Here is a 24,282-nt window from a genome sequence, read left to right on the forward strand (position 1 = left end):
ACTGCGTCACCGTTGTTTGACACTTCCAGCAAAGTTCGAAAGGCTTGAGTTGAAGCTTCAACAAATTGGGCCTTGGCCTTGGAGCTTCACGACAGCCAACCGCTACCCGAAAACGGTGCAAAAACATGAACCAGTCCACCCTGACCAACACAGCCCTTACTGTCCTGCGCGTCATCGTCGGCTTCATCTTCGCCGCGCATGGCTGGCAGAAATTCAACGAGTTCACCATCGCCGGCACTCAGGCCGCCTTCGGCAAGATGGGCGTCCCCGCCGCCGATGTCGTGGCCCCGATCGTGGCAACCATCGAACTTGTCGGGGGCATTGCCCTCATTGCGGGCGTGCTGACACGCGTCTTCGCCGCCGTCCTTGCGCTGGACATGCTCGGCGCCCTGTTCCTGGTCCACGCTCCGGCCGGCCTGTTTGCGGACAAGGGCGGGTATGAACTCGTCCTGGCCCTCGCTGCCGCAGCCGCGGCTGTGGCCCTGACAGGCGCCGGACGGATCTCCATCGACGCCGCGGTCTTCGGCCGGAGGGGTTCAAAGCTGCGTATTCTCGCCTAGGATCGCGTGCACCACATCGCTGGCGACACCCAGGCCTGTCCGCTTGGGTGTCCCCAGCCCGTCATACAGCGCGCCGGTATCCACGCCGTCGATACACTCACGTCATGAGCGAGCTCCCCTCCCACTCCGTCACCCTGCGGTTCCTTGCTTCCCCCACCGACGTCGGACATAGCGGGTCCGTCGACGCCGGCACAGTCCTTGAGTGGGTGGACAAGGCCGCCTACGCGGCAGCCGTTGGCTGGGCGAAGTCCTATTGCGTCACGGCATATGTGGGCAACATCCATTTCGCCGACCCCGTGAACAGCGGAGACATGGTCGAGGTCGAAGCGACGATCGTCTATACGGGCCGCTCTTCCATGCACATCCGGACCATCGTGTCCTCCGGCGATCCCAAGGGCGGGCCGGCCACGATGCGCAGCCAGTGCCTGGTGATCTTCGTCGCGGTCGGTCCCGACGGGCGCCCGGTTCCAGTCCCCCAGTTCGAGCCTTCGACGCCGGAGGAAATCGAGCAACGCGACAACGCCCTCGCGCGGATTGCCGTGCGGGAAAAGATTGTCGAAGCCATGAACGCGCAGGAATATACCGACGCCGGCACAGCCGAACGCGTTGTCCTCCGCTTCATGGCGGCCCCCACTGACGTCAACTGGGGCGGAAAAGTCCACGGCGGTATTGTCATGAAGTGGATCGATGAGGCCGCCTACGTCTGCGCTTCCCGCTATTGCGGCAAGGACACCGTGGCCGTGTTCTCCGGGGGCGTGCGCTTCTACCGGCCATTGTTGATCGGCGATGTGGTGGAAGTCGAAGCCCGCCTCGTCTACACAGGCCATAAAGGCATGCATATTGCCGTGCACGTTCGCTCCGGGAACCCGAAGAGCCGTGAGATGAATCTGACCACCTACTGCCTCACGGTCATGGTTGCCAGGGACGAAACCGGCACGTCTGTTCCTATACCTCCCTGGGTGCCGGAAACCGACGAGGACCGGCGCCTTCATGCCCATGCCCGCGAACTGCTGGAGATCCGGGGACGGGCTCCCGGAAACCGGAGGCCGGATCATTTGCTTAACGGCCGGTAGGCGTTTCGTCCGGGTCTGGCGCCGCGAAGTTCAGGGCGGGAAGATGTCCTCATGGTGCCCGAGGAACGGTTCAATGAAGGAGTGGCTCACGGTCACCGCCGAGGATCACGAGTCGTGGCTGGCACTGGCCCGTGAGGCCCTCGACTTCGTAGGGTCTGCGCACCACCAGGCAACCAGCGGCTAGAACCCGCCGCCGGTCTCGCCCGCCATGTTCGCGAAGCGGGAGTAGTGTCCCTGGAAGGCAACCACGATGTCCTTGGTGGGACCATTACGGTGCTTGGCGATGAGGATGTCGGCCTCTCCGGCACGGGGGGATTCCTTGTCGTAGACGTCTTCGCGGTGGAGAAGGATGACCATGTCGGCGTCCTGCTCGATGGAACCCGATTCACGGAGGTCCGAAACCATGGGCCGCTTGTCTTGGCGCTGTTCGGATCCACGGTTGAGCTGCGAGAGCGCGATGACCGGAACCTGGAGCTCCTTGGCCAACAGCTTGAGGGCACGCGAGAACTCGGAGACTTCCTGCTGGCGGGACTCCACCTTCTTGCCGGAGCTCATGAGCTGGAGGTAGTCGAGGATCACCAGTTTGAGGTCGTGCTGCTGCTTCAGGCGACGGCACTTTGCCCTGATTTCCATGAGGGACATATTGGGGCTGTCATCGATGAACAGCGGGGCGTCGTTCATGCGGCCCATGGTGGTGGCGATCTTTGACCACTGCTCGTCCTTGATGGTGCCCTTGCGCAGGTCCTGGAGGCCGATGGTGGCTTCCGCGGACAGCAGGCGCATCGCGATTTCGTTGCGTCCCATTTCCAGGGAGAACATCACGGTGGCGAGGTTGTTCTTGATGGCAGCGGAACGGGCGAAGTCAAGCGCGAACGTGGACTTACCGACGGCGGGGCGCGCGGCGATGACGATCATCTGGCCCGGGTGAAGACCATGGGTGAGCTCATCGAGTTCGTAGAACCCGGTGGGTACGCCCGTCATGCCCTCCCCGCGGTGGCCGGATGCCTCGATCTCATCAACGGTGGATTCCATGACGTCCTTGAGCGCCACGTAGTCTTCCGCAGTGCGGCGTTCGGCCACGGCATAGATCTCGGCCTGGGCTTGGTTGACGAGGTCTTCGACCTCTCCGTCCTGGCCGTACCCCATCTGGACGATCTTGGTGCCGGCATTCACGAGCCGGCGCAGGACGGCGCGCTCAGCAACGATTTCGGCGTAGTAGCCAGCGTTGGCCGCCGTGGGCACGGTCTGGATCAGTTCGTGCAGGTAGGCAGGGCCGCCGATCCGGTTGATCTCGCCGCGCTTGGTGAGCTCATCGGACACGGTGACGGCATCGGCAGGTTCGCCGCGGCCGTAGAGGTCGATGATGGACTCGTAGATCGTCTCGTGGGCGGGACGGTAGAAGTCATGTCCGCGCACAATTTCCACGACGTCGGCGATGGCATCCTTGGACAGCATCATGCCGCCGAGAACTGATTGTTCAGCGGGGATGTCCTGGGGAGGTTTGCGGCTGGCGTCCGAGGTCCGGCCGCCCTCGATCGAATCCAAGTGCGTAACTGACAAAGCCGTCCTCCATTGTGTACCGCGAAGATAACTGTTCCCGGCGGTGCGGTAGGCCAATGTCCCGTGTGGGTTGCTCCGACCGCGCCGTTTATGCCGGCTGGTCCAAACTGTTCCGTAGGGCACCGACAATTTTGGTTTTCCCAAGATTTCCACAACTTATCCACAGAAAGGTCCGCAGGCGCGCTGCTTTTCAACGGCACCAAGGTGCCGTCCACAAGAAACAGGGGTTTTCCAAGTACCTAAAGCAGGTACTCAGCCACGTTAGCCCTGCTTTTCCGAGGCACCAAGCCGGACCTGTGGATAAAGTGTGGAATACATACCCCTACTTGTGCACAGTCTGTGCATGACCCTGTGGAAAGAGAAATTCTTTTTCCGGCAAATAGCCTCTGAGCTGGGAAAACGTTCTTCGAGCCATGTGGATCAAAAGTATTTTCCTCCACGGATCATCCACAGGGCGATTCGCTCAATCCAGGCTCCGGTCCCCGCCTGACGGCCGAAAGGGGGATAAATATTCCAAAAATGTGATACTCCCCACAAATCAGCCTGAAATTTGACAGTCGGCTCTCAGAAGCTATGCCAAAGCAGGAATGTGCTGTGGATAACCGCGTTCTGACATAAGCTCTAGGTATGGGTTTCACCATTGGGGATGTACTGCTGGTCGCAATGCCCGTTGTCATCCTTGTGGCCGTGATTTGGGCCCTGACGGCGGCATTCAAGCCACGCAACTCGGGGCTGTCAGACGCCGAACGATATCAACGGGAGCTGGCCGCCCGCTCGGCAGCCCACCAGGCCGCCCAAGTGCAAGCGGCGACGGCAGCGAGGGCCCGCATCGATGCATCCACACGGCCCAGCCAGAATGCGCAGCAACAGTCCCAGCAGGACAGCCAGTCGCGGGCGGCACTGAGGGCTCAAGCCGGGGCTGGCCCGGGAGTCGGCCAGGCCGGCTACAACGGTCCCATCCTCCCCAACGGGCAGTTGAATCCACAGTTCGCCCTGCAGCTGCAGGGCATGGTCCGCAGCGGGCAGAAAATCCAGGCCATCAAGCTCCTGCGCCAGACGACCCACTCGGACTTGTTGACCGCCAAGAACTACATAGATCGGCTTTAGCGCATGTCTTCCCTACTCGTTCCGGTCTTGATCCTGGCGGCCGTCGTCGTCGGCGTGCTGCTGATGAGCCGTGTGCTCGCCCGCCGCTCAGCGGAACTCCGCGGAAATGCGGCCACCCACAAAGCTGCCGTGGATCCCGTCGAGCTGGCCCGCGAGGCCGCCGCGAAGCTCAGCGAGGATCAACACCGGCAGCTGTATTCCCTGATCGCCCAAGGTCAGGCCATGGCGGCCATCAAGCTGTACCTCAGCGCCACCGGAGAGGGCCTGCGCGCCTCACGGGACGCCGTCGGCGCCCTTGCGGCGCACCCGCAGCCCTTCCGCAAGCCCGAACCCGCCCCGCAGGACCTCATGCCCGACGACGACGAGCCGGAGCACTTCCCGTACCGGTACCGCGCAATCGTCAGCAAGGGCGACGTCACGCGTGAAGTGAGCAGCAATATGCTCAATGACGAGATCTACGGCCGGATCCGCACCCTGGCCAAGAGCGGCGACGTCGAAGCCGCGGCATTGGCCCTGACCAAGCATTCCGACATCAGCATGAAGCAGGCCAGGGAGTTCATCGAGCTGCTGGAGGACTAGCCCGGGCCGGGCGAGCCCTCACGTCCTAGAAGTCGAACAGGTCCCCCAACCAGCCTTCCTTTTTCTTGGGCCGCCGACGGTCATAGTCGCGGTTGTGACCTTGCTTGCCGTAGTTCCGGTCGTCAAGGCGTGGCCTGTCATTCCCGGCATAGCGGGGATCCTGGGTCTCGTAGGCCGGGTTGCCATACAGCGGCGGTGGCGTGAGTCCGTCCACCGGAGCCGGCGGCGCGGTGGATCCAGCCCCGAATCCGCCGGCGGCACGGTCAATAATCTTGTCGAGCTCGCCGCGGTCCAGCCACACTCCTCTGCACTGCGGGCAGTAATCGATCTCCACACCGCTGCGCTCACTCATTACCAGGTCAATTGAATCCACGGGACACTTCATGTTCGGGTCAACGAGCCGGCCGCCGGAAAAGTTCGGCCGGCTCGCCCTGTGGCGAACCGGCCTCGGACTACCTCGCCTAGCGTGCCGCGGTGATCCCCGCGAGGAGCTGCTCAAAAGGCAGGGATTCCATCGCGTCCGCCTTGCGGTGCGGCTGCTCGCCGCTCAGGAGCCGGGCAAGCTCGCCGGCCGCGCGGTCCACGCGGACCGATAGCGGCGACGCGCCGTCGTCGGTGTTTCCCCAGTCCTGGGGTCCGGCGAAAACGGACGTCTGGGTTATCCGGGTCCGAAGGTAGGTGAAGAGCGGACGCATGGCGTAGTCGAGCACCATTTGGTGCCGGTCGGTGCCGCCCGTGGCGCCCAGGAGGACTGCCTTCCCGTCCAGGGACTTGGGGTCCAGCACATCGATGAAGGACTTGAACAGCCCGCTGTAGGAGGCGCTGAAGACGGGAGTGACGGCGATGATGCCATCGGAATCCTCGACGCCGGCGATCACCTCCGCGAGGCGCGGCGCGGCATAGCCGGTGACGAAGTTGTTGGCGATATCCACCGCCAGGTCCCGGAGTTCGACAATGTCCACGCGGACCTCGTAGCCGGCATCGCCCAGCTGGCGCTTGGCCGACGCGGCGAGCTGGTCTGCAAGGAGCCTGCTCGACGACGGTACGCCAAGTCCGGCGGAAAGGACGGTTATGCGGCGGGTCTCCATGGCTGTCTCCTGTTGCTAGGCGGTTCGATGGCTTCAAACCAGAGTACATGCGTTTGCATCTATACTCCCAAACTGCAGCTCCGCGCCTTTTATTCCCCCGCTACAGGCGGACCGTTCCCTGGATGCACATCACCGAGCTCCCACCCACCCAGGTCTCGCCGTCTTCCACCGCGACGTGGATCCGTCCCGCCCGGCCCAGGACAGTGCCCTGCGCGGCGACGTATTGCTCCGGAGCCCGGCCGCTGCCGATCAGCCACTGGGCAGCCCCCGCATTGAAACTTCCCGTGACGGGGTCCTCCACCATGGCGTCTCCCGGAATGAACGTCCGGACTTCGAAATCGACTCCGGCGCCCGGTTCATGAGGACCGATCACACCGACCTTCAGATCCCCCAACGCCGCAAGGTCCGGCTCAAGGCCAAGGACCTGCTCGGCCGATTCGAGCAGCACGCCGATCCATTGAGGCCCGTTGACAAGCCACGATGCATCCAGGAGCGCCGCTTGGGGCAGCCGGAGGCCGGCGGCCAGCTGTTCGATGGTTCCTTCGTCCACGGGCCCGAAGCGGGTCAGTGGCGGAGCAGCGAACGCGAGCCGGCCGCCGTCGAGCTTTACCTTGACCAAGCCTGCGCCACATTCCTGAACCAGCATCCCGTCCTGTTTCGGCACTCCGCCGGCCGCCAGCCAGGCATGCGCCGAGCCAAGCGTCGGATGTCCCGCGAAAGGAAATTCCTCGCTGCCGGTGAAGATGCGAACGCGGTAGTCGGCCGCAGGATCGCTCGGCGGCAGCAGGAAGGTGGTCTCGGACAAGTTGGTCCAGTGGGCAAAGTGCTGCATCTGGTCCGCGCTGAGCCCCTCAGCGTCGACGACGATTGCAAGCGGATTGCCGAGGTATGGCACGTCGGTGAAGACATCCACTTGCGAGAAGGGCCTGGTGCGCATGGTTTCAAGGTTCACCCCGGCAGGCTATCAAGTTCCCCCGTCTTCCTTGGCGCGAACTGGCAGCTAATGCCCGTAGCGAGGCCGCCGGAGGGCATCTACTGCCAGTTCGCGCCCCCGAAAGCGCATATAGCAAAGGACCCCCGCCTCCGGAAACCGGGGACGGGGGTCCTTCGAGCTACGTCAGAGATTATTTCCCTGCAACGACCTCAAGGTCGATGACAGCGGAAACGTCCTCGTGCAGGCGGACGTTGGCCTGGTACGAACCAAGGGACTTGATGTGGTTCGGCAGTTCAACGTTGCGCTTGTCGATGGAGCCGAGGCCAGCGGCCTCAACTGCAGCAGCGACATCAGCCGGCTTGACGGTGCCGAAGAGACGACCGGACTCGCCGGCCTTCACTACGAGCTTGACCTTCTTGGAAGAAAGCGCAGAAGCCTGGGCCTGTGCAGCTTCAACCGAAGCGTGGGCACGAGCAGCGCGGGCAGCCTTGATGGACTCAACCTGCTTCTCGCCACCCTTGGTCCAGGTCAGAGCGAAGCCGCGGGGCAGCAGGAAGTTACGTGCGTAACCGTCCTTGACCTCGACAACATCGCCAGCAGCACCGAGACCGGTTACTTCGTGGGTCAGAATGAGCTTTGCCATGTTAGTTAATCCCTTCCTTAGCCGCGGCCAGCGCCGGAGTAAGGCAGCAGAGCAACTTCGCGGGCGTTCTTGATTGCCTGGGCGATTTTGCGCTGTTCCTGCACCGTGACGCCAGTGACGCGACGGGCGCGGATCTTTCCGCGGTCGGAGATGAACTTGCGCAGCAATGCTACGTCCTTGTAGTCGATGACGGTGATGTCAGCGGCCTTCAAGGGGTTGGACTTTGGTTTGGGCTTACGGAGTTCAGCCTTAGCCATCGTGGAGCTCCTTTTCTATGGAGCCCGTGGAATGGATCCACGGGATGGTGGTGCTCGACGGCGGTCGCCACCCGGGTGCCTTGCGGCACGTCCGGCGGGTTCCGGCGTCGAACTTTTATGAGTATTTAGAAGGGAGGTTCGGAATCCGGGCCGTTGCCCCATCCACCCGCATTGCTGACGCCCGGGGTAGCCCAGGGGTCTTCCTGCGGTGCGGATTGGCCGCCGCCCCACGTTCCGCCGGAGTTGCCGCCCTGGTTTGCACCAGCGCCGCCACCTCCGAAGCCGCCGCTATTGTTGCCGCCGCCGAAGCCGCCCTGGCCACCCTGACCGCCGGAGCGCTGGGTGCGGTTGACCTTGGCATTGGCGTAACGCAGGCTCGGGCCGATTTCATCGACTTCGAGCTCGATAACGGTGCGCTTCTCGCCTTCCTTGGTTTCGTAGGAACGGCTCTTCAGGCGGCCGGAAACGATCACGCGCATGCCCTTGGTGAGGGATTCGGCGACGTTTTCGGCTGCTTCGCGCCATACCGATGCGCGGAGGAACAGGGTTTCCCCGTCCTTCCACTCATTGGACTGGCGGTCGAAGGTCCGGGGAGTAGAAGCGATGGTGAAGTTCGCTACCGCCGAGCCTGACGGTGTGAACCGCAGTTCGGGGTCATTGGTGAGATTACCGATGACCGTAATAGTGGTTTCGCCTGCCATCTACTGCCTCCTTGTTCGTTCCTGCGGGGTAAAGAATGAAAGCCTGGAGCTGAAATTACTCAGCAACGACCTTCTGCTCTTCGGGGCGGGTGATCTTGGTGCGCATGATGGTCTCGTTGAGACTCAGCTGGCGGTCAAGTTCCTTGGCGGTTTCCGGCTTGGCGGTGAAGTTCACCACAGCGTAGATACCTTCGGACTTCTTCTTGATGTCGTAAGCGAGGCGACGGCGGCCCCAGATGTCAACCTTTTCGATGGTTCCACCATCGGTGGTGATGACATTGAGGAACTTCTGAAGCGACGGCTCTACGGTACGCTCTTCGACCTCGGGGTCGATGATTACCATCAATTCGTAAGGACGCATATGTGAACCCACCTCCTTTGGGCTAAGCGGTTACGGCATTTCCGTAACAGGAGGTTCATTTGCGATGAACAGTGCTGATGACCGCTTCCAGAAGCGGAAGCAGGCGCAGCACAGACTTCAATATCTTAGTCCATTTCCCGCCTCTAAGCCTATTCGGCGTGTCGGCATGGTGGAATGCGCGGCGCCGCGTATGTGGATAACCCAGATATGTGGATAACCCGCGTGGAACGGCGACGCCAGGCTCAGGCAGACTGAACCCATGACCGTCCTCAAATCCGTCGCACTCTTTATCCTCGCGGCCATCGCCGAGATCGGCGGGGCCTGGCTCGTGTGGCAATCGGTCAGGGAGGCCAAACCGTGGTGGTGGGCGGGCCTCGGTATCGCAGCCCTGGGTATCTACGGTTTCGTGGCGGCGTTCCAGCCTGACGCGCACTTCGGCCGCGTGCTTGCCGCCTACGGCGGGGTGTTCATCGCCGGATCGTTGGCTTGGGGAATGCTTATGGATGGCTTCCGCCCGGACCGTTGGGACATCATCGGCGCCATGATCTGCATCTTCGGAGTGGCCGTCATCATGTTCGCGCCCCGGCCGGGCAGCTAAGGCGTCACGGCAGCTAAGCCGTCAACGCCGCTAAGCCGTCACGCTGTGCAACTTTCTGGACCGTCCGACGTCGGGATCCCCCGGTTTTCCGGGGCGCTGCTCCATGCCTGAGCCCAAAAGTCTGCGTGGCGTGACGCCTGAGCCTCCAGCCAGGCGTGCCATGATCTGACTATGAACGCCGCAGCAAAGAACCCAGGTCCGAAGTCTGCCCGTGCCAAACGTTCCCGATTGCGATTCTTGCTGATGATCGTCACCGGCATCGCTGCCGCAGTGGCGACCGGAATTTGGGGACAGTGGATCTACGCGCCCGCGGCGGGCTGGGCAGTGGCCGCGGTGGTCTACAACATCTTCGTGTGGACAGTCATCACTCGGATGAAGGCCGATCAGACCAGAAGCCACGCCAGGGAAGAAGATCCACGGCGTTCCACGGCCGATCTCCTGATCCTGTGTGCCGCCGTCGGCTCCCTCGCAGCCTTCGTCCTGGTGATGTTCGGCGCGAAGGACGCGCACGGCGTCGACAAATTCATGCTCGCCCTGCTGGCCCTCGTCGGTGCCGTGGCGTCGTGGCTGCTGGTGCACACCCTCTTCACCCTGCGCTATGCCGAGGTTTACTACACGTCCGATCCGCCCGGCGGCATCGAGTTCAACCAAAAGGAACCGCCGCAATACACGGACTTCGCCTACATGGCGTTCAGCCTCGGGATGACGTACCAGGTTTCGGACACGTCGATCACCACCAGGGCAATGCGGTCTGCCGCCTTGCGGCACAGCCTGCTCGCCTACGTTTTCGGCGTCGGGATCCTGGCCACCACCATCAACCTCGTGGTGAGCCTGGCGTCTTGAGCTAGATCGCCGTGCGGAAGAACGACTCCGTCACCGTGGCCAGGTGGCGCGGGTCTTCAACGCCGCATAGCTCGCGTGCCGAGTGCATCGACAGAAGGGGCACGCCGACGTCGACCGTCCGGATCCCCAGGCGGGTGGCCGTCAGCGGACCGATGGTGGAGCCGCACGGGACGTCGTTATTGGAGACGAACTCCTGGTAGGGGATACCCGCCTCGCCGCAGAGCCGCGCCCAGAATGCCGCGCCGGTAGCGTCCGTGGCGTACCGCTGGTTAGCGTTGATCTTGAGAAGCGGTCCGCCATTGAGGATCGGCCGGTTGGCCGGATCGTGCCGCTCCGGGTAGTTGGGGTGGACGGCGTGGCCGGCATCCGCGGAAACACAGAACGACGCCGACAACGCCTGGCGCCGTTCGCTCACCGTTGCGCCCAATCCCTCGGAGATCCGGGTGAGGATGTCTTCGAGGATGGGTCCGCAGGCGCCCGAGCGCGAGGCAGAGCCGATTTCTTCGTGGTCGAAGGCGGCCAGGACCGCGATGGGGCCGGCAGCCGGCGCGCCCGCGGTTGCGTGCGCAATGAGTGCCGCGAGCCCGGCGTGGGTTGAGGAGAGGTTGTCGAGCCGCCCCGATGCAAACAGTTCGCCCTTGGCACCGAACTGCTCAGGTGCCTGGGTGTCCGCGACAACGATGTCGTAGCCGCCGATCTGCGCCGGATCCACGGAAACCCCGGCCACCGAGTCCGCCAGGATTGCCAGGACATCCGCGGAATCGGGATCGCCGAGGCCGAACACGGGGTTCATGTGCTGTTGCTTGTCCAGCGTGAGGCCGTCATTGACGGCCCGGTCCAGGTGGATGGCCAATTGCGGGAAGCGCAGGAGCGGTCCGGTTGCCGTGAGGTGCTGGGTGCCGTCCAGCATCACGAGCCGCCCTGCGAGCCGAAGCTCACGGTCCAGCCAGGAGTTCAACAAGGGTCCGCCGTAGACTTCGACGCCGGCCTGCAGCCAACCGAACTTGCCCGTTGTCGGCTTGGGCTTGAGCTTGAAAGACGGAGAATCCGTGTGGGCGCCAAGGATATTGAATGCCGTGGTCGGAGTGGCGCCTTCCGGCGTCACCCATGCAATGAGGGCGCCGTCCCGGATCACGTAGAAGCTGCCGGCCCCGCCTTCCCAATGCTGAAGTTCATCAAGGGCCGTGAAACCGGCCGCATCGAGCCGGCGCGCGGCCTCGTTGACGGCGTGGAAGCTCGACGGCGATGCGCTGACATAAGCGCCAAGGTCCTGGATGTGTTCTGCAGCGGAGTTCGAAGGCATGGCTCCGAGTCTAGCCGCGGCCGCGGACGTCGCCGGCGAGGCGGTATCGCGTCACTAGTAATCCGGGTTGCTCGGGATCACGAGTCCTGTTTCGTAGGCGTAGACCACCACTTGGACCCGGTCCCGCAGGTGCAGCTTGGTGAGGATGCGCCGGACGTGGGTCTTGACCGTGGCTTCGGACAAAAAGAATTTGTGCGCGATTTCGGCGTTGGACAGCCCTCCGGCGATAGCCTCCAGCATCTCGGTTTCGCGGGGCGTCAATTCTTCGAGCAGTGGATCGCGGGCCGGGGCTGCGGCCTGGCCGGGAACGCGGCCCCCGCGGACGTAGGTTTCCAGGAGCCGCTGGGTGACCCTCGGAGCAACCACGGCGTCGCCGCTGGCCACGAGCCGGACGCCTTGGACCAACTCGGCAGGCGCAACATCCTTGAGCAGGAAGGCGGAAGCCCCAGCTTGCAAGCCGGAGAAGGCATACTCGTCGAGGTCGAAAGTGGTCAGGATGATGATCCTGGCGTTGGTTGACGAGGCCGTGATCCGCCGTGTGGCTTCGATTCCATCCATGGCGGGCATCCGGACGTCCATGAGCACGACGTCGGGTTCCAGTTCCTTCACCTTCCGCACGGCTTCGGCACCGTCGGAGGCTTCGCCCACCACTTCGAGGTCGTCCTCGCCTTCGAGGATGAGCCGAAATCCCATGCGTAGCAGGGGCTGGTCGTCGACCAATAGAACCCTGATGGGAGCATTGTCTGTCATGATTTCCCCTTGTCGCCATTCCATTTCAGCTCCGCATGGACCCGCCATCCGCCGTGGATTCCAGGACCGGCATCCACGGTTCCGGCATAAATTCCCGCACGTTCACGCATTCCCGCGATGCCTTGGCCCGTGCCCAAGGCCGCCTCTTCGGTTCCCGGCTCCCGGGAGCCCCTGCCGTCGTCGAGCACGTCAATGGTGACCGAGTCACCCTCCCGCACGATCCGCACATCCACTTGGCTCAAGGAGCGCCCGTACCTGAGCACGTTGGTCAGGGATTCCTGCACGATCCGGTAGACCGTGAGTTGCAACGCCGGGTCTTCAGGAAGGGCAGGGCCCGTGTGTGAATAGTGCAACGGCAGCCCCGCCGTCCGGAATCCGTCCAGGAGTTTGCTCAGGTCGTGCCCGGAAACCAAGGGCTCCAGGGGCGCCGGGCGCGCGGAGTCTTCCCGCAGTACGCCGAGGACGCGGCGCATATCAGCCAGCGCAGTCCTGCCGGTGCGCGAGAGTTCGCCAAGCACCTCACCCGCGCGCTCAGGATCCTTCTTGACCACGACGGCGGCACCGTCCGAGAGGCTGATCATGACCGTCAGCGAGTGCGCCACGACGTCGTGCATCTCGCGGGCGATCCGGTTGCGTTCGGTGACGGAACCCAAGCGAGCCGTGCGGGCAGCCCAGGCCCTGATTTCGCTCTCATGCTCACGCCGCTGCCGCACCGAAATGCCGATGCCGGTGGCGATCAGGTTGGACAACAAAATACTGACCGCCGCCGCAATGTTGCTGATGAGGTGGAAATTCTCCGGAATCGCCTCTCCGTTGGCAGGGGCAGCCGGACTGGTCCACATGAAGAGATACACGAGCGTCAGGGGCAGGCTCGCCGCGCCGAACACCGTCAACGCGAAGGTCCGGGCCCTCGCCACGGCCACCGCATACAGCGCAAACCACAATCCCGCCGAGACGTTCGAACCCCAGGGATTCAGCAGCGTCACGGCCACTTCGAGGACCGCAACGGTCGCGGTGACACTCAGCGGATTGCGGCGTCGAAGGAACAGGATGGCGGCGATGGCAACGAGCAGCAGGGCGGCGAACCATTTGCCGTCCACGATGGAGCTGATCAGCGTAGGCAGTGCCAGGAGCGAATAGCAAAGCACCACCACCGCGTCCATGACGCGCGGGTGCTCAAAGAGATAGCGGCGGATCCTGCCACGGCGCCGCAGCGTGATTTCAGCAAAGGACGCGTCGGCCACGTGGGCCGACGCGTCCTGTGCTGGCAACTCTTCACTCATGGCTTGAGCCTAGTGGCCTTGCCCGGAGTGGTTGTCCATGGATCGCGGATCACGCGATTGCGAATCAGACGTCCCGCTTCTTGAGCGCAATGAGGGCAGGAACCATGAACAAGATGACGTAGCCAAGGAACACGAGGCCGCCCGCCCACGGATCCAGGGTGCCGTCGACGTGGCCGATCGACAAGAAGCGGCCGCCGGCTTCACTGGGCAGGTACTGGGGGACGTACTTCCAGAAGTCTCCCGGTGCGAAGCTGAGGAACTGGCCTGCGAACGGGAGGACGAACATGATGCCCACCAGGACGGTGATGCCGCCGGCAGGGTTCTTCAGCAGTGTTCCGAGCGAGAGGCCGATCAGCGCGACACCGGAGACATAAAGGCCGCCGGTGAAAACGCTGTAAAGGACGCCGTCCGTGTTCCAGCCGAGGTCAAGGCCAAAGTTGGCGAACATGGGTGAGGCCAAGAGGAAGGTCACGACGCCGGCCACGACCGAAAGGATATAGGAGACCACAACCAGGACCACGGCTTTGGCACCGAAGGTGGAGAGCCGCCCCGGCGCCGCATTCATGGTTGACCGGATCATGCCGGTGGCGTATTCAGAGGCGATGAAGAGCACGGCCAGGGATCCCATGACGAGGATGCCGATGTTGAGTCCGGCGTTCGGCAGGTTGTAGAGGCTGAATCCCGATCCCGGCGGGAAGGAGTCAACTGCTTGCTGCACCGTTTCCTTGTGACCCTGCCGGCCGACTTCGACCATCTGGTTGATGAAGTTCCACCGGACGAGGGCTGACAGCAGGCCGATGCCGACAATGGCCACGAAGGTGAGGAGCAACAGGATCTTGGTGCTCATGAGGGTCCGGAACTTGATGGACTCGGAGTTCAGCACACGGAGGAAAGTGACGCCACCGGTCCCGGCTGACGGGATCGCATGTTTCTTGCTGACGGTGGTGGTGCTCATGATTGGATCCCTTCCATGGTGGCAGCGGATGTGGCGCCGGCGCTGGCAGGGCTTCCGTTCAGCGTCCCGCCTGGCGCTGCCGGTCCGCCGGTGATGTGCGAATGGTATTCCACCTCGTCCTTGGTCAGCTGGAAGTAGGCTTCCTCCAGTGACGACGTGAGCGGAGTGAGTTCGTAAACCAGCACGCGGTTGTCGAGGGCGAGCTCTGCGATGCGGATCGGCTCCACACCGTAGATTTCCAGGGTTTCACGTTCGTTCTGCTCCACCCGGACACCGTCGCGGGCCAGCAACTCGGACAAGCGGGTGGTCTCCGAGGTACGGACCAACGTGCGCTTGCGGCTCTGGCTCTCGATCAGCGCATCCACCGTGGTGTCGGCAATGATCTTGCCGCGACCGATCACAATGAGGTGGTCGGCCGTCTGGGCCATCTCGGACATCAGGTGGCTGGAAATGAAGATGGTCTTGCCCTGGCTTGCCAGGTAACGGGCGAGGTTCCTGACCCACTGGACGCCCTCGGGATCCAGCCCGTTGACCGGTTCGTCGAGGATGAGCGTCTGGGGATCACCCAGCAATGCGTTGGCGATGCCAAGCCGCTGGCCCATGCCGAGGGAGAACCCTCCGGCCTTCTTCTTGGCAACTGCGGTGAGGCCGGTCATCTCGATGACTTCCTCAACGCGCGAGTTTGGAATCCCGTGGGTCGCTGCCATTGCGCGCAGGTGGTTGTACGCACTGCGGCTCGTGTGAACCGCCTTGGCATCGAGCAGCGCTCCCACTTGGTGGAGCGGGGCTTTGTGCTGGGAGTAATGCCGGCCGTTGACAATGACGTCGCCCGACGTCGGGCGGTCGAGACCCATGATCATGCGCATGGTGGTGGACTTGCCGGCGCCGTTCGGGCCAAGAAAGCCCGTGACTTTCCCGGGCTGTACGGTGAAGCTGATTCCGTCCACGGCTGTCTTTGCGCCGTAGACCTTCCTCAAGCCTGTTGCCTCAATCATGGAAGCGTTCCCTCCGCTTGCTGCAGCTATGTGGTGACTGTACGTACAACGCTATCCACCGGTACGGCCGAATTCGCCGGTCTCAGGGATGATTCAGGGGCAGGTCAGGGTAGTCCCTATGGATGATGCCGGCCGCGCCCAGGGCTTGCAGGGCACTTGGGAGAGCATTAGGCAAGCGGTGAATACACCCGAAGCGCACGACGGCGGACCGTGAACTCCGCGGTCCGCACACCCGGCAACGGCTCGCCGTCGACCGCAATCACGAGCGGCTCTCCGATCGCTTCGATGCTGATTTCCCCGGCCTCGCTGAGGTGGGTCACCTTCGATGTACTCACGGTTCCAGTGAGGACCGCCCACAGCAGACGCAACCGCGCAAAGGGCTCATCGGCCGTGACCATGCGGATATCCAGCACCCCGTCGTCAAGCACGGGCCGCGTCAATGGTGCCAGGTCCCGCGGGTAGTAGCGGCCGCGGCCTATGTAGAGGATCCACAGCTTGTGGTGCACTCCGTTGATCAGGAGAGTGGTGGGGGTTGCCGCCCCGAAGGTGCGCAGACCCGCGACGAGTCCCGCGAGGGGTTTCCCCATGGCAGGCTGAAGCCGCTCGCGGCGGCGCACCAAGTTGGGGTACACGCCAACGCTGGCAGTATTCAGCATGATGAGCTCCGCAACCTCGTCCTTGCCGTCGATCCCACGGCCGGCGCTCACGTGGCCCAGATCTGTCCACGCCGCGGCGCCCGTTTTGGCGGCCTTAAGGGCGCCTTCGAGGGACCGTGCGTCCACGTCGCGAGCAAAGTGGTTGAGCGTTCCGCCCGGTAGCACCAGCAAGGGCAGTGAGTGCTCGACGGCGGCCGCTGCGGCCGCGCCGACAGTTCCATCACCGCCCCACACGCCCACGGCCTTCGTCCCGGGCCGCCCTGCTGTGGCCTGGATTGCGGCAGCCACGTCATCGCCATCGGAAATCAGGTTTATATACGCCTTGGGGAATATTTCTCGGAGTTGGGTTTCGGTGTCCGGCGAGTAGGAACCGCCGAGGGCGTTGACCGCAATACTTAGCCCCTCGCCGTCGCCGACTGCAGGCGCGTCGGCCGGTGAACGGTCCGTGTCCGGAACCGGAGGCCGGGCCGGCCACCACTTTCGCGTCAGGAGGGCCGCTCCGGCGCCGATCGCGGAGCCCAGCACGACGTCGGAAGGCCAGTGGGCGCCCGTATGGACCCGGGAATACGCCACACCCGCCGCAACAGGAGCCAAAACTGCACCAAGGCCGGGATCCACCAGCGCGACGCCAAGAGTGAATGCCACCGCAGACGCGGAATGGCCCGAAGGCATCGACGAGCTTGTGGGCTGCGGGTTCACAAAACGGAAGACCGGAAGGTGCTCGGGCAACGGCCGCGTCCGTGGAAGAAGCGTCTTGAAACCCAGATTGGTGACGGCGGATGCCACCCCAAGGGCCAGGAGTCCATGGATCGCGGCCTGGCGCGGCTTACCTGGAATTGCCGCACAGACGCCAGCTACGGCAAACCAGAGCTTGCCCTTGGTAGCGGCCTCCGAGAGGTTTTTCCAGACAGCATCGTGCCGGCCCTCCGGCCACCGGGAAACCGCCCGGACAATGGCGCGATCGAGCCGCGCCACGTTTCTCACGTCCCAATGGCCCCATCGCAGCTTGCTTCCCATCCCACCAGACTATCGGCGGGCTGGTTAGGATGTGGAGATGGTGAGGGTCATTCTCCCCCGCAAGCTCGATCAGGGACGCACCATTGTCATCTCGACTGTGCTGCTCGCAATCGCCGCGGTCCTCGGCGGCATTCTGCTTGCGGGGGATCGAAACCCGCCTTTCCAGGGCGTGGACGACGCATGGCAAGCATTCATGGCGACCCTCCACACACCGTTCTGGGACAGCCTGAACATCGCCCTCAACTGGACCGGCTACACGGGAATGCTGGTCTTCCACATTCTGCTCGCCTTGGCGTTGTTGATCCGGAGGAGACCCCGGTCGGCCGTATTCTCCGCCATGGCAGGACTCAGCGTGATGTTGCTGACCCAGTTGCTCAAGTTGGTCATTCACAGGCCGCGTCCCCTCAATGCGCATGTGGCTACGGACACCTATTCATACCCATCGGGGCACGTATCCGCTACCACGGCATTCGTTCTGGTGATAGCGCTCCTCATCGGCCGCGCCTGGACTTGGCTGCTCGCGATCGGCGGAATGCTGGCCATGATGATCAGCCGGATCTATTTGGCTGCCCATTGGTTCACGGATGTGGTGGGTGGCGCTTGCTTGGCGTCCGCCGTCGTGCTTCTCTGGTGGCTGGCCTGTCAGAAAATATGCATTGTGGAGAATATAGACGCACGGCGCGCCCTGGAGTGGAGATCGAGGGTCGCGCGCCGCAAGCGGCACGTCGAGCGGAGCGTCACGTAGGGTAAACCATCAGGTAGCACTCGGTCTTCTCCAAGAGAGCGACAATAGTCTTCGGGCATGCTCTCAAAACCTCAACTCATCAACGGCGGCATCGGGGTGGCCGTCGTGGGCATTGCCGCCGGTGCCTTCTTCGTGCTGAACGGTGTGCCGCAAACGGCCGCCGATACCACCGCCCGCACCGTCGCGGTCAGCTCAGCGGACCTCGCCGCGGTTTCCACGGCGAGCGGAAACGTCTCGCCCGCAAGCACCACCGTCATCAATGCGCAGAACTGCACCGGGCCCATCGCCACTGTCTCTGCGGTGACCGGTCAGCAGGTCACGGCCGGGCAGGTGCTGGTCACCATTGATCCGACGAACGCCCAGAACGCGCTGGCCGTTGCCCAGGCGCAACTGGATTCCGCCGCGGCGCAGGCAAACCAACAACAGGCCTCAGCCAGCAACCAGGTGGCTTCGGCAAGCCAGAGCCTCACCAACGCCCAGCAAACGGCCAACCTGGACGCGAGCCAGCAGGCCAGTGCCGTGGCCGCCGCGCAGACGGCCGTGAACAATGACAATGCGACTGTCGCCACGGCCCAGGCCGCTGCCAGCGCCCAGCCGAGCAGCCAGCCGGCCCAGAACGCGCTCAGCGCAGCACAGGCCCAGCTCGCGAAGGACAACCAAGCACTGACCCAGGCAGCCAACCAGCAAGCCAGCTCGGCCCTCAAGGACAAGGAGCAGATTGCCTCGGCAGCCACGGCCCTCAATTCCGCCCAAAGCGGTGGCGGCGCCACATCCAACACCACGTCTGCCCAGATTGCCGTTGATACCGCAACCAAAAACCTGGCGTCCTGCTCACTCGCGGCCCCGGTTTCAGGTACTGTCACCGCCGTGAACGCCGTCGTCGGCGGCAACGCCGGCAGCAGCTCCGGCTCTTCCGGATCCTCGGGTTCCGGCTCGTCCGGAGCTTCCGGCTCCTCCGGCAGCTCTTCCACGAGCGCCGCGAGCACCTCGTCCTCCGGACTGATTACGATCAGCGACACCGCGCACCTGCAAGTCATCGCCAACTTCGCCGAATCGGACATTGCCGCCATGAAGACCGGCGACTCGGCCACCTTCACCTTCCCGGCGCTCAAGACCGACCCGTCCGCGGCACCGGTCACAGGTACCATCACGGCGATCGCCCAGAACGCCACAACCACCAACAACGTGGTCAGCTATCCCGTGACGATCTCCATCAAGAACCCTCCGGCTGCCCTGCGGCTCGGCCAAAGCGCAAACATCTCCGTAACCACGGCGACCGCCAAGAACGCATTGACAGTGCCTTCGCTGGCCATTACCACCACGGGAACCAGGCAGACCGTCAACGTGATGAAGAACGGGACGGCGACGGCGGTGACCATCACCACCGGGATCACGGACAACGGCCGCACCCAGGTGCTCACCGGACTCAGCGCGGGCGACCAGATTGAACTCCCGGCTATCTCATCCACCCTGGACACCACCGGCACCACCGGACGGACCGGGACGGGCGGACTTGGCGGTACGGGCGGATTCGGTGGTACCGGCGGCGCCGGAATTACGGGCGGCACCGGTGGCACACGTGGAAATGGCGGGTAAGCAGCCGTGAACGACGCTGTCATCCAACTGGAGTCCGTGAGCAAGATCTATGGCAAAGGGGAAGCCGAAGTACGGGCACTCGATTCCGTCAGCATCTCCATTGACCGGGGCGACTTCGTGGCCATCATCGGCGCCTCGGGCTCCGGAAAGTCCACCATGATGAACATCATCGGCTGCCTCGACGGCGCCACCCAGGGGACGTATCACTTGGACGGCATCGATACCGGGACCCTGGATGAATTCCAGCTCGCGCAGATCCGCAACCGGAAAATCGGCTTCGTCTTCCAGAACTTCAACCTGATACCGCGCACGCGGGCCGTGGACAACGTCTCCATGCCGCTCGCTTACGCAAAAGTGCACCGCAAGGAACGGCGCGAGCGGGCCCTGGAAGTACTCGATTCAGTGGGTTTGGCTGAGCGGGCGGACCACAAGCCTTCGCAGCTGTCCGGTGGACAGCAGCAGCGTGTTGCCATCGCCCGGGCACTCGTGACCAACCCGGTGTTGCTCCTGGCCGACGAGCCCACGGGAGCTTTGGACACCAAGTCCTCGCACGAAATCCTGGATCTCTTCGAGTCCTTGCACGCCAACGGCCGGACCATTGTGATGATCACCCACGAGGCGGACGTCGCGGCGCGGGCCAACCGCGTTGTGCGCTTCCAGGACGGTCACATCATTGAGGATCACAGGATCCGCGCCGTGAATGCCCACCCTGTAGCCACGGCGGTGCCGGCATGATGATCGCCGAATCCGTTCGCTTCGCCCTGACGGGGGTGATGGCCAACAAGATGCGCTCCATCCTCACCACCCTGGGCATCTTGATCGGCATCGCATCCGTCATCATCCTGCTGGCCGTAGGAGCCGGAACCTCCAACGCCATCAAGGCCCAGATCGGCAAGCTGGGAACCAACGTGCTTACGGTCAGCCGCCAGACGACGGCGGGCGGCCGCGCAGCAGGCGGCGGACAAGCCGTCACCGGTCCGCGCTCCCGCGGCACCAACCTCACGCTCCAGGACATGGCCGCGCTGACAGATCCCGTTATGGCCCCCGACGTCGCCGCAACAGCGCCGGTAGTCACGGCACAGAACGTCACGGGTACTTACCAGGACGCAACCCATGCTGTCGCAACTTTCGTGGGGACCACGCCGTCGTACTTTTCCATTTCGAACGACACGCTTGCGGCGGGGTCCTACTTCAGCGACGGTGACGCCAGCAGCGGCACCGCAGTGGCCGTGATCGGCAATACCGTGGCGCAGGACCTGGTGGGAAGCTCTGTGACCTCGGCCGTTGGGCAGACCATCGCCCTCAATGGCCAGAATTTCGTGGTCTCCGGCGTCCTGGCTCAAAAGGGGTCCTCGGGGCTCAACGATCCAGACGACATTGTGGTGATCCCCTACAGCGCAGCCCAGGACAAGTTCACCGGGTACTCGCCGTCCCTTGCCTCCATCACGGTCCAGGCGAAGTCAGCGGACGTGATGAACCAGGCCCAGAACGAGGTTCAGATGATCCTCGATGCCAGGCACAACGTCACCTCCGCCAATCGTGACTATCAGGTGCGGAACCAGGCGCAGATCCTCACGACGGCCACCACCACCACGGCCACGCTGACCATCCTCCTGGGGGCCGTGGCCGGCATTTCGCTCCTGGTTGGCGGAATCGGCGTCATGAACATCATGCTCGTCACGGTCACTGAACGCACCCGCGAAATCGGCATCCGCAAGGCGATCGGAGCCTCGCGCGGCAGCATCGTGAGCCAGTTCCTGATCGAATCGCTCATCATTTCGCTGATCGGCGGGGTGCTGGGAATTGCCGCGGGCTACATCGGCAGCGCCTTCCCCCTGCTCGGAACGCAACCCGAAGTCCAGTGGTGGACGGTGTGGCTGTCGTTCCTGGTATCCGCTGCGATCGGCCTGATTTTCGGAATCTACCCGGCCAACAAGGCGGCGAAACTACGGCCGATCGACGCCCTGCGGTATGAATAGCCGCCCACACTTCCACCCCCCCAGCAACTCAAAAAAGAAATAGCCAACAGGAGATCTACAAATGTCCTATTCAGCACCGGAGCCCGGCCCCACGAACCAGCCGGAGCCCCAGCAGCCCTACACCCAGCAGCCCCACGCCGGACAGCCCACCGCGGTCCTGCAGGCCACCGGCCAGGAACCCACCGGGCAGGGTTGGGGCCAACCCCAGGCGCCCGAGCCGTTCGTGCCCAAGAAGCGCTTCCAGATGGGCCGCCTGACGCAGATCCTCCTTGCCGTGCTTCTCGTCGCCGTGGGCTTCTTCGGAGGCGTCGGCGTCACCAAGCTCATGGATGCTGGCCAGGCCCGTCCGGGCCGCGGCCAGTTCCAGAACTTCAACGGCCAGGGCGGCCAGGGCCGGAATCGGCAGAGCGGAGCTCCCACCAACGGGGCATCGCCGAGCGCCATTCCTACGGCCCCCGCAACCTCGGCCCCGTAGCACCGCTCGTTGTAGCCACCCAACGGACTCGCAGTTGTTGTCGTTTTGACGCGTCATAACGACAACAACTGCGAGTCAGTTGCTTTTAACGAGGGGCTTCGCGGCGCCGGCCAGCCACAGGGCAATCAGGATCGGCACCCCGATGGCAAGCAGTGCCATGTGGATACCGGTATGGTCGCCGAGGTATCCCAGAAGCGGCGGGCCGGCTAGAAACGCCACATAACCGATGGTCGAGACCACCGAGACGCGTGCGGCCGCGTGTTTCGGGTCATCGGCAGCAGCGGACATGCCCATCGGGAAGGCCAGGGCTGCGCCGATACCCCAAAGGGCCGCACCCACCCCGGCAAGGACGAGGTTGCCCGCGAAAACGAAGAGAGCCAGGCCCACCGCTGCGGCGGCCATGCTGACCCGCAGCACGGCTACGCGTCCGAACCGGTCGATCGCACGGCCGCCAACGAAACGCATCAAGGTCATCGCCGCCACGAAGAGCGCGAACAACAGAGCGCCCGTCGATTCGGAAGCATTCAGGCCATCCACCGATGCCTTAGCGATCCAGTCGTTTCCGGCGCCTTCCGTCAGGGTCGCCCCAAGGACCACGACGCCGATCAACAGGGTGCGGGAGTCCCGCCAGGCGGAGGGACCCTTCACGGCGGGCGCGCCGTCGTCGGGCGCCGTTCCCGTGGTCTCGTGGGGCATGAAGTAGCGCGGCGCGGTCAAGGTGAGAAGAACCACGACGCCGGCAATGACCAGCAAGTGCTCCGGAAGTCCGACGCCTATCTCGGAAAGCCATGCACCAATCAGCGCACCAACAAAGGCGCCCCCGCTAAAGGCTGCGTGGAACTGCGGCATGATGGTGCGCCCGAGGCGATGTTCGACGTCGGCCCCCTCAATATTCTGCGAAACGTCCCAGAGACCGACTCCCACACCGAAGAAAAACAGCGCCAGGGCGGTGCCGGCCACGGATCCAGCCATCAGCGAGAAGGCAATAGCCGCTCCCGCCGAGGCGGCCAGCAGCCCGGCTGCGCGGACGGTATTGGCCGTACCGATCCTGCCGACAACCCACCCCGCGGAGGGCAGCGCCACAAGGGACCCGACGGCGGTGCACAGCAGGAGGGTGCCCATCTGTCCGGACGTCAGGTGCAGGGTCTGGGTGACGGCGGGGATGCGCGCCGCCCAGCTGGCAAATACCAGCCCGTTCATGCCGAAGACCAGGAAAGTGGCGATTGCCGCGGCCTTGACGTTCGGAGCGGTTCGGGTGCTGGTGGTCATACGATCACAACTTCCACGGAGAGATTTTCAAGTAGGGTGCGTTCTTCGGTGCTTGGCTTCCGGTCCGTCACAATGACATCTACCGCGTCCATGGCTGCAACCAAGGCCACGGCCTGTGCATTCCATTTGCTTCCTGTGCAGGCCACGATCACCCGGCTGGCCGATTCCAAGCCTGCCCGCTTGATCGCGGCGTCCTCGAGATCGTGCGCCAGCAGGCCGTCCTTGAGGTTGATGGCACACGGCGTCACGATGGCCGCATCAAAGCGCAATGAGCGGATGTTGGCCTCTGCCATTGGTCCCCGGAATGACTGCTCTCCGGGAACCAGGCTGCCGCCGGGCAACAGGAGGCCCGGACGCCGTCCCGAGGGAAGGTCCGTGGCCAGGAACTCCACCGCGCGTAGGGACATCGGCATGATGGTCAGTTCACGCTGCGCGAGCCGGCGCGCGATCTCCGTTGCCGTTGAACCGCTGTCGAGCCACACATGATCGCGGTCGCGGAGCAGCCGTTCGACGGCGACGGCGATTCTCTCCTTGGCGTCCTGGTCCTCGAGTTCGCGCTGCCCGTAGCCGGCGTTGTCGCCGCGGTCAACGAGGCTGCGGGCCCCGCCATGCACCCGGCGCAGGACACCGTGGGACGCGAGGATTTCCAGGTCGCGCCGAATAGTGGCCCCCGATGCCCCGCATTCGACAACCAGTTCGTCAACGGTAATCTCTTCGCGCTTGCGCAGCAGCTCGCCAATGAGCCGGTGGCGGTCAGCAGTCCTCATGCTCATATGCTATCCAGAAATGATCATTTCATCATCTTTGGTGATCATATGGCCGCGTGGGTGGGGCGTGTAAACCGGTCGCGTGAGCCGGCAGGCACCCTGCGTGCCGAACGACTCAAACGCTCGCTCACCTATGGGGCACTTTCCACCGACGCTCGCTCACCTATGGTGAGCGAGCGTTCCGCGAT

General features: G+C 63.7%; 27 protein-coding genes. 11 read left to right on the plus strand and 16 right to left on the minus strand.

Translation table 11 applies throughout. From position 1 onward, the window contains the following. The first annotated feature begins 125 nt into the window (after positions 1–125). Together QRN51_RS02745 and QRN51_RS02750 are read left to right on the plus strand one after the other, a co-directional pair. Entirely contained in the window at positions 126–560 is a 435-nt protein-coding gene (locus QRN51_RS02745) for a DoxX family protein (protein ID WP_059388828.1), read from the plus strand. Between the two features lie 104 nt (positions 561–664). Next, complete coding sequence (locus tag QRN51_RS02750; protein WP_284988522.1) at positions 665–1,633, plus strand: acyl-CoA thioesterase; 969 nt, start codon at positions 665–667, stop codon at positions 1,631–1,633. Positions 1,634–1,813: 180 nt separating this feature from the next. Here QRN51_RS02750 and dnaB read toward each other — a convergent pair whose 3' ends face one another. Continuing rightward, complete coding sequence (gene dnaB, locus QRN51_RS02755; protein WP_184739940.1) at positions 1,814–3,193, minus strand: replicative DNA helicase; 1,380 nt, start codon at positions 3,191–3,193, stop codon at positions 1,814–1,816. 627 nt (positions 3,194–3,820) lie between these two features. On the opposite strand from dnaB, the gene QRN51_RS02760 reads away from it, so the two are divergent. Beyond that, on the plus strand, positions 3,821–4,300 hold the full coding sequence (locus QRN51_RS02760; RefSeq protein ID WP_059388831.1) for a hypothetical protein: 480 nt from the start codon (positions 3,821–3,823) through the stop codon (positions 4,298–4,300). A gap of 3 nt (positions 4,301–4,303) precedes the next feature. After that, complete coding sequence (locus QRN51_RS02765; protein WP_284988523.1) at positions 4,304–4,879, plus strand: hypothetical protein; 576 nt, start codon at positions 4,304–4,306, stop codon at positions 4,877–4,879. Positions 4,880–4,904: 25 nt separating this feature from the next. On the opposite strand, the gene QRN51_RS02770 is transcribed toward QRN51_RS02765, so the two are convergent. From QRN51_RS02770 to rpsF, 7 genes are all read right to left on the minus strand, one after another. After that, positions 4,905–5,264, minus strand: coding sequence for a TFIIB-type zinc ribbon-containing protein (locus QRN51_RS02770; RefSeq protein WP_284988524.1), 360 nt, complete (start codon positions 5,262–5,264; stop codon positions 4,905–4,907). A 76-nt stretch (positions 5,265–5,340) separates the two neighbouring features. Then, positions 5,341–5,967, minus strand: coding sequence for an FMN reductase (locus QRN51_RS02775; RefSeq protein ID WP_284988525.1), 627 nt, complete (start codon positions 5,965–5,967; stop codon positions 5,341–5,343). Positions 5,968–6,067: 100 nt separating this feature from the next. Then, positions 6,068–6,904: a PhzF family phenazine biosynthesis protein gene (locus QRN51_RS02780; RefSeq protein ID WP_284988598.1), complete on the minus strand. Its 837-nt coding sequence runs from the start codon at positions 6,902–6,904 to the stop codon at positions 6,068–6,070. Positions 6,905–7,091: 187 nt separating this feature from the next. Beyond that, positions 7,092–7,544 carry a 50S ribosomal protein L9 gene (gene rplI, locus QRN51_RS02785; RefSeq protein ID WP_059388834.1) on the minus strand — a complete coding sequence of 151 codons (453 nt, stop codon included), beginning with the start codon at positions 7,542–7,544 and terminating at the stop codon, positions 7,092–7,094. A gap of 17 nt (positions 7,545–7,561) precedes the next feature. Continuing rightward, positions 7,562–7,801 (minus strand): 30S ribosomal protein S18, encoded by a 240-nt coding sequence (gene rpsR / locus QRN51_RS02790; RefSeq protein ID WP_003800144.1) that lies wholly within the window; start codon positions 7,799–7,801, stop codon positions 7,562–7,564. A gap of 125 nt (positions 7,802–7,926) precedes the next feature. After that, on the minus strand, positions 7,927–8,502 hold the full coding sequence (locus QRN51_RS02795) for a single-stranded DNA-binding protein (RefSeq protein WP_078107100.1): 576 nt from the start codon (positions 8,500–8,502) through the stop codon (positions 7,927–7,929). Between the two features lie 55 nt (positions 8,503–8,557). Beyond that, complete coding sequence (rpsF, locus tag QRN51_RS02800; protein ID WP_028267876.1) at positions 8,558–8,863, minus strand: 30S ribosomal protein S6; 306 nt, start codon at positions 8,861–8,863, stop codon at positions 8,558–8,560. 259 nt (positions 8,864–9,122) lie between these two features. Between rpsF and QRN51_RS02805 the strand changes: the two genes are divergently transcribed. Beyond that, positions 9,123–9,461: a YnfA family protein gene (locus QRN51_RS02805; protein WP_059388837.1), complete on the plus strand. Its 339-nt coding sequence runs from the start codon at positions 9,123–9,125 to the stop codon at positions 9,459–9,461. A 171-nt stretch (positions 9,462–9,632) separates the two neighbouring features. Then, positions 9,633–10,304, plus strand: a complete 672-nt coding sequence (locus QRN51_RS02810) for a DUF1345 domain-containing protein (RefSeq protein ID WP_284988526.1) — start codon at positions 9,633–9,635, stop codon at positions 10,302–10,304. A 1-nt stretch (position 10,305) separates the two neighbouring features. Here QRN51_RS02810 and QRN51_RS02815 read toward each other — a convergent pair whose 3' ends face one another. The 6 genes from QRN51_RS02815 to QRN51_RS02840 all read right to left on the minus strand — a co-directional run bounded on the left by QRN51_RS02815 (position 10,306) and on the right by QRN51_RS02840 (position 17,263). Continuing rightward, entirely contained in the window at positions 10,306–11,607 is a 1,302-nt protein-coding gene (locus QRN51_RS02815) for a M18 family aminopeptidase (RefSeq protein ID WP_284988527.1), read from the minus strand. 54 nt (positions 11,608–11,661) lie between these two features. Continuing rightward, entirely contained in the window at positions 11,662–12,357 is a 696-nt protein-coding gene (locus tag QRN51_RS02820; protein WP_059388839.1) for a response regulator, read from the minus strand. Beyond that, on the minus strand, positions 12,354–13,640 hold the full coding sequence (locus QRN51_RS02825; RefSeq protein WP_284988528.1) for a sensor histidine kinase: 1,287 nt from the start codon (positions 13,638–13,640) through the stop codon (positions 12,354–12,356). The genes QRN51_RS02820 and QRN51_RS02825 overlap by 4 nt, the downstream gene beginning before the upstream one ends. 64 nt (positions 13,641–13,704) lie before the next feature. Beyond that, positions 13,705–14,595: an ABC transporter permease gene (locus tag QRN51_RS02830; protein WP_284988529.1), complete on the minus strand. Its 891-nt coding sequence runs from the start codon at positions 14,593–14,595 to the stop codon at positions 13,705–13,707. Next, on the minus strand, positions 14,592–15,590 hold the full coding sequence (locus QRN51_RS02835) for an ABC transporter ATP-binding protein (RefSeq protein ID WP_284988530.1): 999 nt from the start codon (positions 15,588–15,590) through the stop codon (positions 14,592–14,594). Before QRN51_RS02835 ends, QRN51_RS02830 begins: the two co-directional genes overlap by 4 nt. Positions 15,591–15,757: 167 nt before the next feature. Further along, positions 15,758–17,263 (minus strand): bifunctional phosphatase PAP2/diacylglycerol kinase family protein, encoded by a 1,506-nt coding sequence (locus QRN51_RS02840; protein WP_284988531.1) that lies wholly within the window; start codon positions 17,261–17,263, stop codon positions 15,758–15,760. A gap of 37 nt (positions 17,264–17,300) precedes the next feature. Here QRN51_RS02840 and QRN51_RS02845 point away from each other — a divergent pair, with 37 nt between their 5' ends. The 5 genes from QRN51_RS02845 to QRN51_RS02865 all read left to right on the plus strand — a co-directional run bounded on the left by QRN51_RS02845 (position 17,301) and on the right by QRN51_RS02865 (position 22,058). Then, the gene (locus QRN51_RS02845; RefSeq protein ID WP_284988532.1) at positions 17,301–18,008 is read left to right on the plus strand and encodes a phosphatase PAP2 family protein; all 708 of its coding nucleotides are present in this window, start codon (positions 17,301–17,303) and stop codon (positions 18,006–18,008) included. A gap of 57 nt (positions 18,009–18,065) precedes the next feature. Further along, positions 18,066–19,604, plus strand: coding sequence for an efflux RND transporter periplasmic adaptor subunit (locus QRN51_RS02850; RefSeq protein WP_284988533.1), 1,539 nt, complete (start codon positions 18,066–18,068; stop codon positions 19,602–19,604). A 6-nt stretch (positions 19,605–19,610) separates the two neighbouring features. Next, on the plus strand, positions 19,611–20,339 hold the full coding sequence (locus QRN51_RS02855) for an ABC transporter ATP-binding protein (RefSeq protein WP_284988534.1): 729 nt from the start codon (positions 19,611–19,613) through the stop codon (positions 20,337–20,339). After that, positions 20,336–21,583: an ABC transporter permease gene (locus QRN51_RS02860; protein WP_059388845.1), complete on the plus strand. Its 1,248-nt coding sequence runs from the start codon at positions 20,336–20,338 to the stop codon at positions 21,581–21,583. The genes QRN51_RS02855 and QRN51_RS02860 overlap by 4 nt, the downstream gene beginning before the upstream one ends. A gap of 61 nt (positions 21,584–21,644) precedes the next feature. Beyond that, positions 21,645–22,058 carry a hypothetical protein gene (locus QRN51_RS02865; RefSeq protein ID WP_284988535.1) on the plus strand — a complete coding sequence of 138 codons (414 nt, stop codon included), beginning with the start codon at positions 21,645–21,647 and terminating at the stop codon, positions 22,056–22,058. 75 nt (positions 22,059–22,133) lie between these two features. On the opposite strand, the gene QRN51_RS02870 is transcribed toward QRN51_RS02865, so the two are convergent. Further along, positions 22,134–23,327, minus strand: a complete 1,194-nt coding sequence (locus QRN51_RS02870; RefSeq protein ID WP_284988537.1) for an MFS transporter — start codon at positions 23,325–23,327, stop codon at positions 22,134–22,136. Further along, positions 23,324–24,094 (minus strand): DeoR/GlpR family DNA-binding transcription regulator, encoded by a 771-nt coding sequence (locus QRN51_RS02875; protein WP_284988538.1) that lies wholly within the window; start codon positions 24,092–24,094, stop codon positions 23,324–23,326. Before QRN51_RS02875 ends, QRN51_RS02870 begins: the two co-directional genes overlap by 4 nt. Positions 24,095–24,282 lie beyond the last annotated feature (188 nt).

This window comes from Arthrobacter sp. efr-133-TYG-120 (assembly GCF_030209785.1).
Taxonomy (GTDB): Bacteria; Actinomycetota; Actinomycetes; order Actinomycetales; family Micrococcaceae; genus Arthrobacter.

Coding starts and splice junctions, on each gene's coding strand:
- QRN51_RS02850 (WP_284988533.1), top strand. CDS start 18,066: ATGCTCTCAAAACCTCAACTCATCAACGGCGGCATCGGGGTGGCCGTC.
- QRN51_RS02805 (WP_059388837.1), top strand. CDS start 9,123: ATGACCGTCCTCAAATCCGTCGCACTCTTTATCCTCGCGGCCATCGCC.
- QRN51_RS02870 (WP_284988537.1), bottom strand. CDS start 23,327: ATGACCACCAGCACCCGAACCGCTCCGAACGTCAAGGCCGCGGCAATC.
- QRN51_RS02765 (WP_284988523.1), top strand. CDS start 4,304: ATGTCTTCCCTACTCGTTCCGGTCTTGATCCTGGCGGCCGTCGTCGTC.
- QRN51_RS02825 (WP_284988528.1), bottom strand. CDS start 13,640: ATGAGTGAAGAGTTGCCAGCACAGGACGCGTCGGCCCACGTGGCCGAC.
- QRN51_RS02840 (WP_284988531.1), bottom strand. CDS start 17,263: ATGGGAAGCAAGCTGCGATGGGGCCATTGGGACGTGAGAAACGTGGCG.
- QRN51_RS02860 (WP_059388845.1), top strand. CDS start 20,336: ATGATGATCGCCGAATCCGTTCGCTTCGCCCTGACGGGGGTGATGGCC.
- QRN51_RS02750 (WP_284988522.1), top strand. CDS start 665: ATGAGCGAGCTCCCCTCCCACTCCGTCACCCTGCGGTTCCTTGCTTCC.
- rpsF (WP_028267876.1), bottom strand. CDS start 8,863: ATGCGTCCTTACGAATTGATGGTAATCATCGACCCCGAGGTCGAAGAG.
- QRN51_RS02820 (WP_059388839.1), bottom strand. CDS start 12,357: ATGACAGACAATGCTCCCATCAGGGTTCTATTGGTCGACGACCAGCCC.
- QRN51_RS02815 (WP_284988527.1), bottom strand. CDS start 11,607: ATGCCTTCGAACTCCGCTGCAGAACACATCCAGGACCTTGGCGCTTAT.
- QRN51_RS02830 (WP_284988529.1), bottom strand. CDS start 14,595: ATGAGCACCACCACCGTCAGCAAGAAACATGCGATCCCGTCAGCCGGG.
- QRN51_RS02780 (WP_284988598.1), bottom strand. CDS start 6,904: ATGCGCACCAGGCCCTTCTCGCAAGTGGATGTCTTCACCGACGTGCCA.
- QRN51_RS02865 (WP_284988535.1), top strand. CDS start 21,645: ATGTCCTATTCAGCACCGGAGCCCGGCCCCACGAACCAGCCGGAGCCC.
- QRN51_RS02775 (WP_284988525.1), bottom strand. CDS start 5,967: ATGGAGACCCGCCGCATAACCGTCCTTTCCGCCGGACTTGGCGTACCG.
- QRN51_RS02845 (WP_284988532.1), top strand. CDS start 17,301: ATGGTGAGGGTCATTCTCCCCCGCAAGCTCGATCAGGGACGCACCATT.
- rplI (WP_059388834.1), bottom strand. CDS start 7,544: ATGGCAAAGCTCATTCTGACCCACGAAGTAACCGGTCTCGGTGCTGCT.
- QRN51_RS02795 (WP_078107100.1), bottom strand. CDS start 8,502: ATGGCAGGCGAAACCACTATTACGGTCATCGGTAATCTCACCAATGAC.
- QRN51_RS02770 (WP_284988524.1), bottom strand. CDS start 5,264: ATGAAGTGTCCCGTGGATTCAATTGACCTGGTAATGAGTGAGCGCAGC.
- QRN51_RS02810 (WP_284988526.1), top strand. CDS start 9,633: ATGAACGCCGCAGCAAAGAACCCAGGTCCGAAGTCTGCCCGTGCCAAA.
- QRN51_RS02875 (WP_284988538.1), bottom strand. CDS start 24,094: ATGAGGACTGCTGACCGCCACCGGCTCATTGGCGAGCTGCTGCGCAAG.
- QRN51_RS02760 (WP_059388831.1), top strand. CDS start 3,821: ATGGGTTTCACCATTGGGGATGTACTGCTGGTCGCAATGCCCGTTGTC.
- QRN51_RS02745 (WP_059388828.1), top strand. CDS start 126: ATGAACCAGTCCACCCTGACCAACACAGCCCTTACTGTCCTGCGCGTC.
- QRN51_RS02835 (WP_284988530.1), bottom strand. CDS start 15,590: ATGATTGAGGCAACAGGCTTGAGGAAGGTCTACGGCGCAAAGACAGCC.
- rpsR (WP_003800144.1), bottom strand. CDS start 7,801: ATGGCTAAGGCTGAACTCCGTAAGCCCAAACCAAAGTCCAACCCCTTG.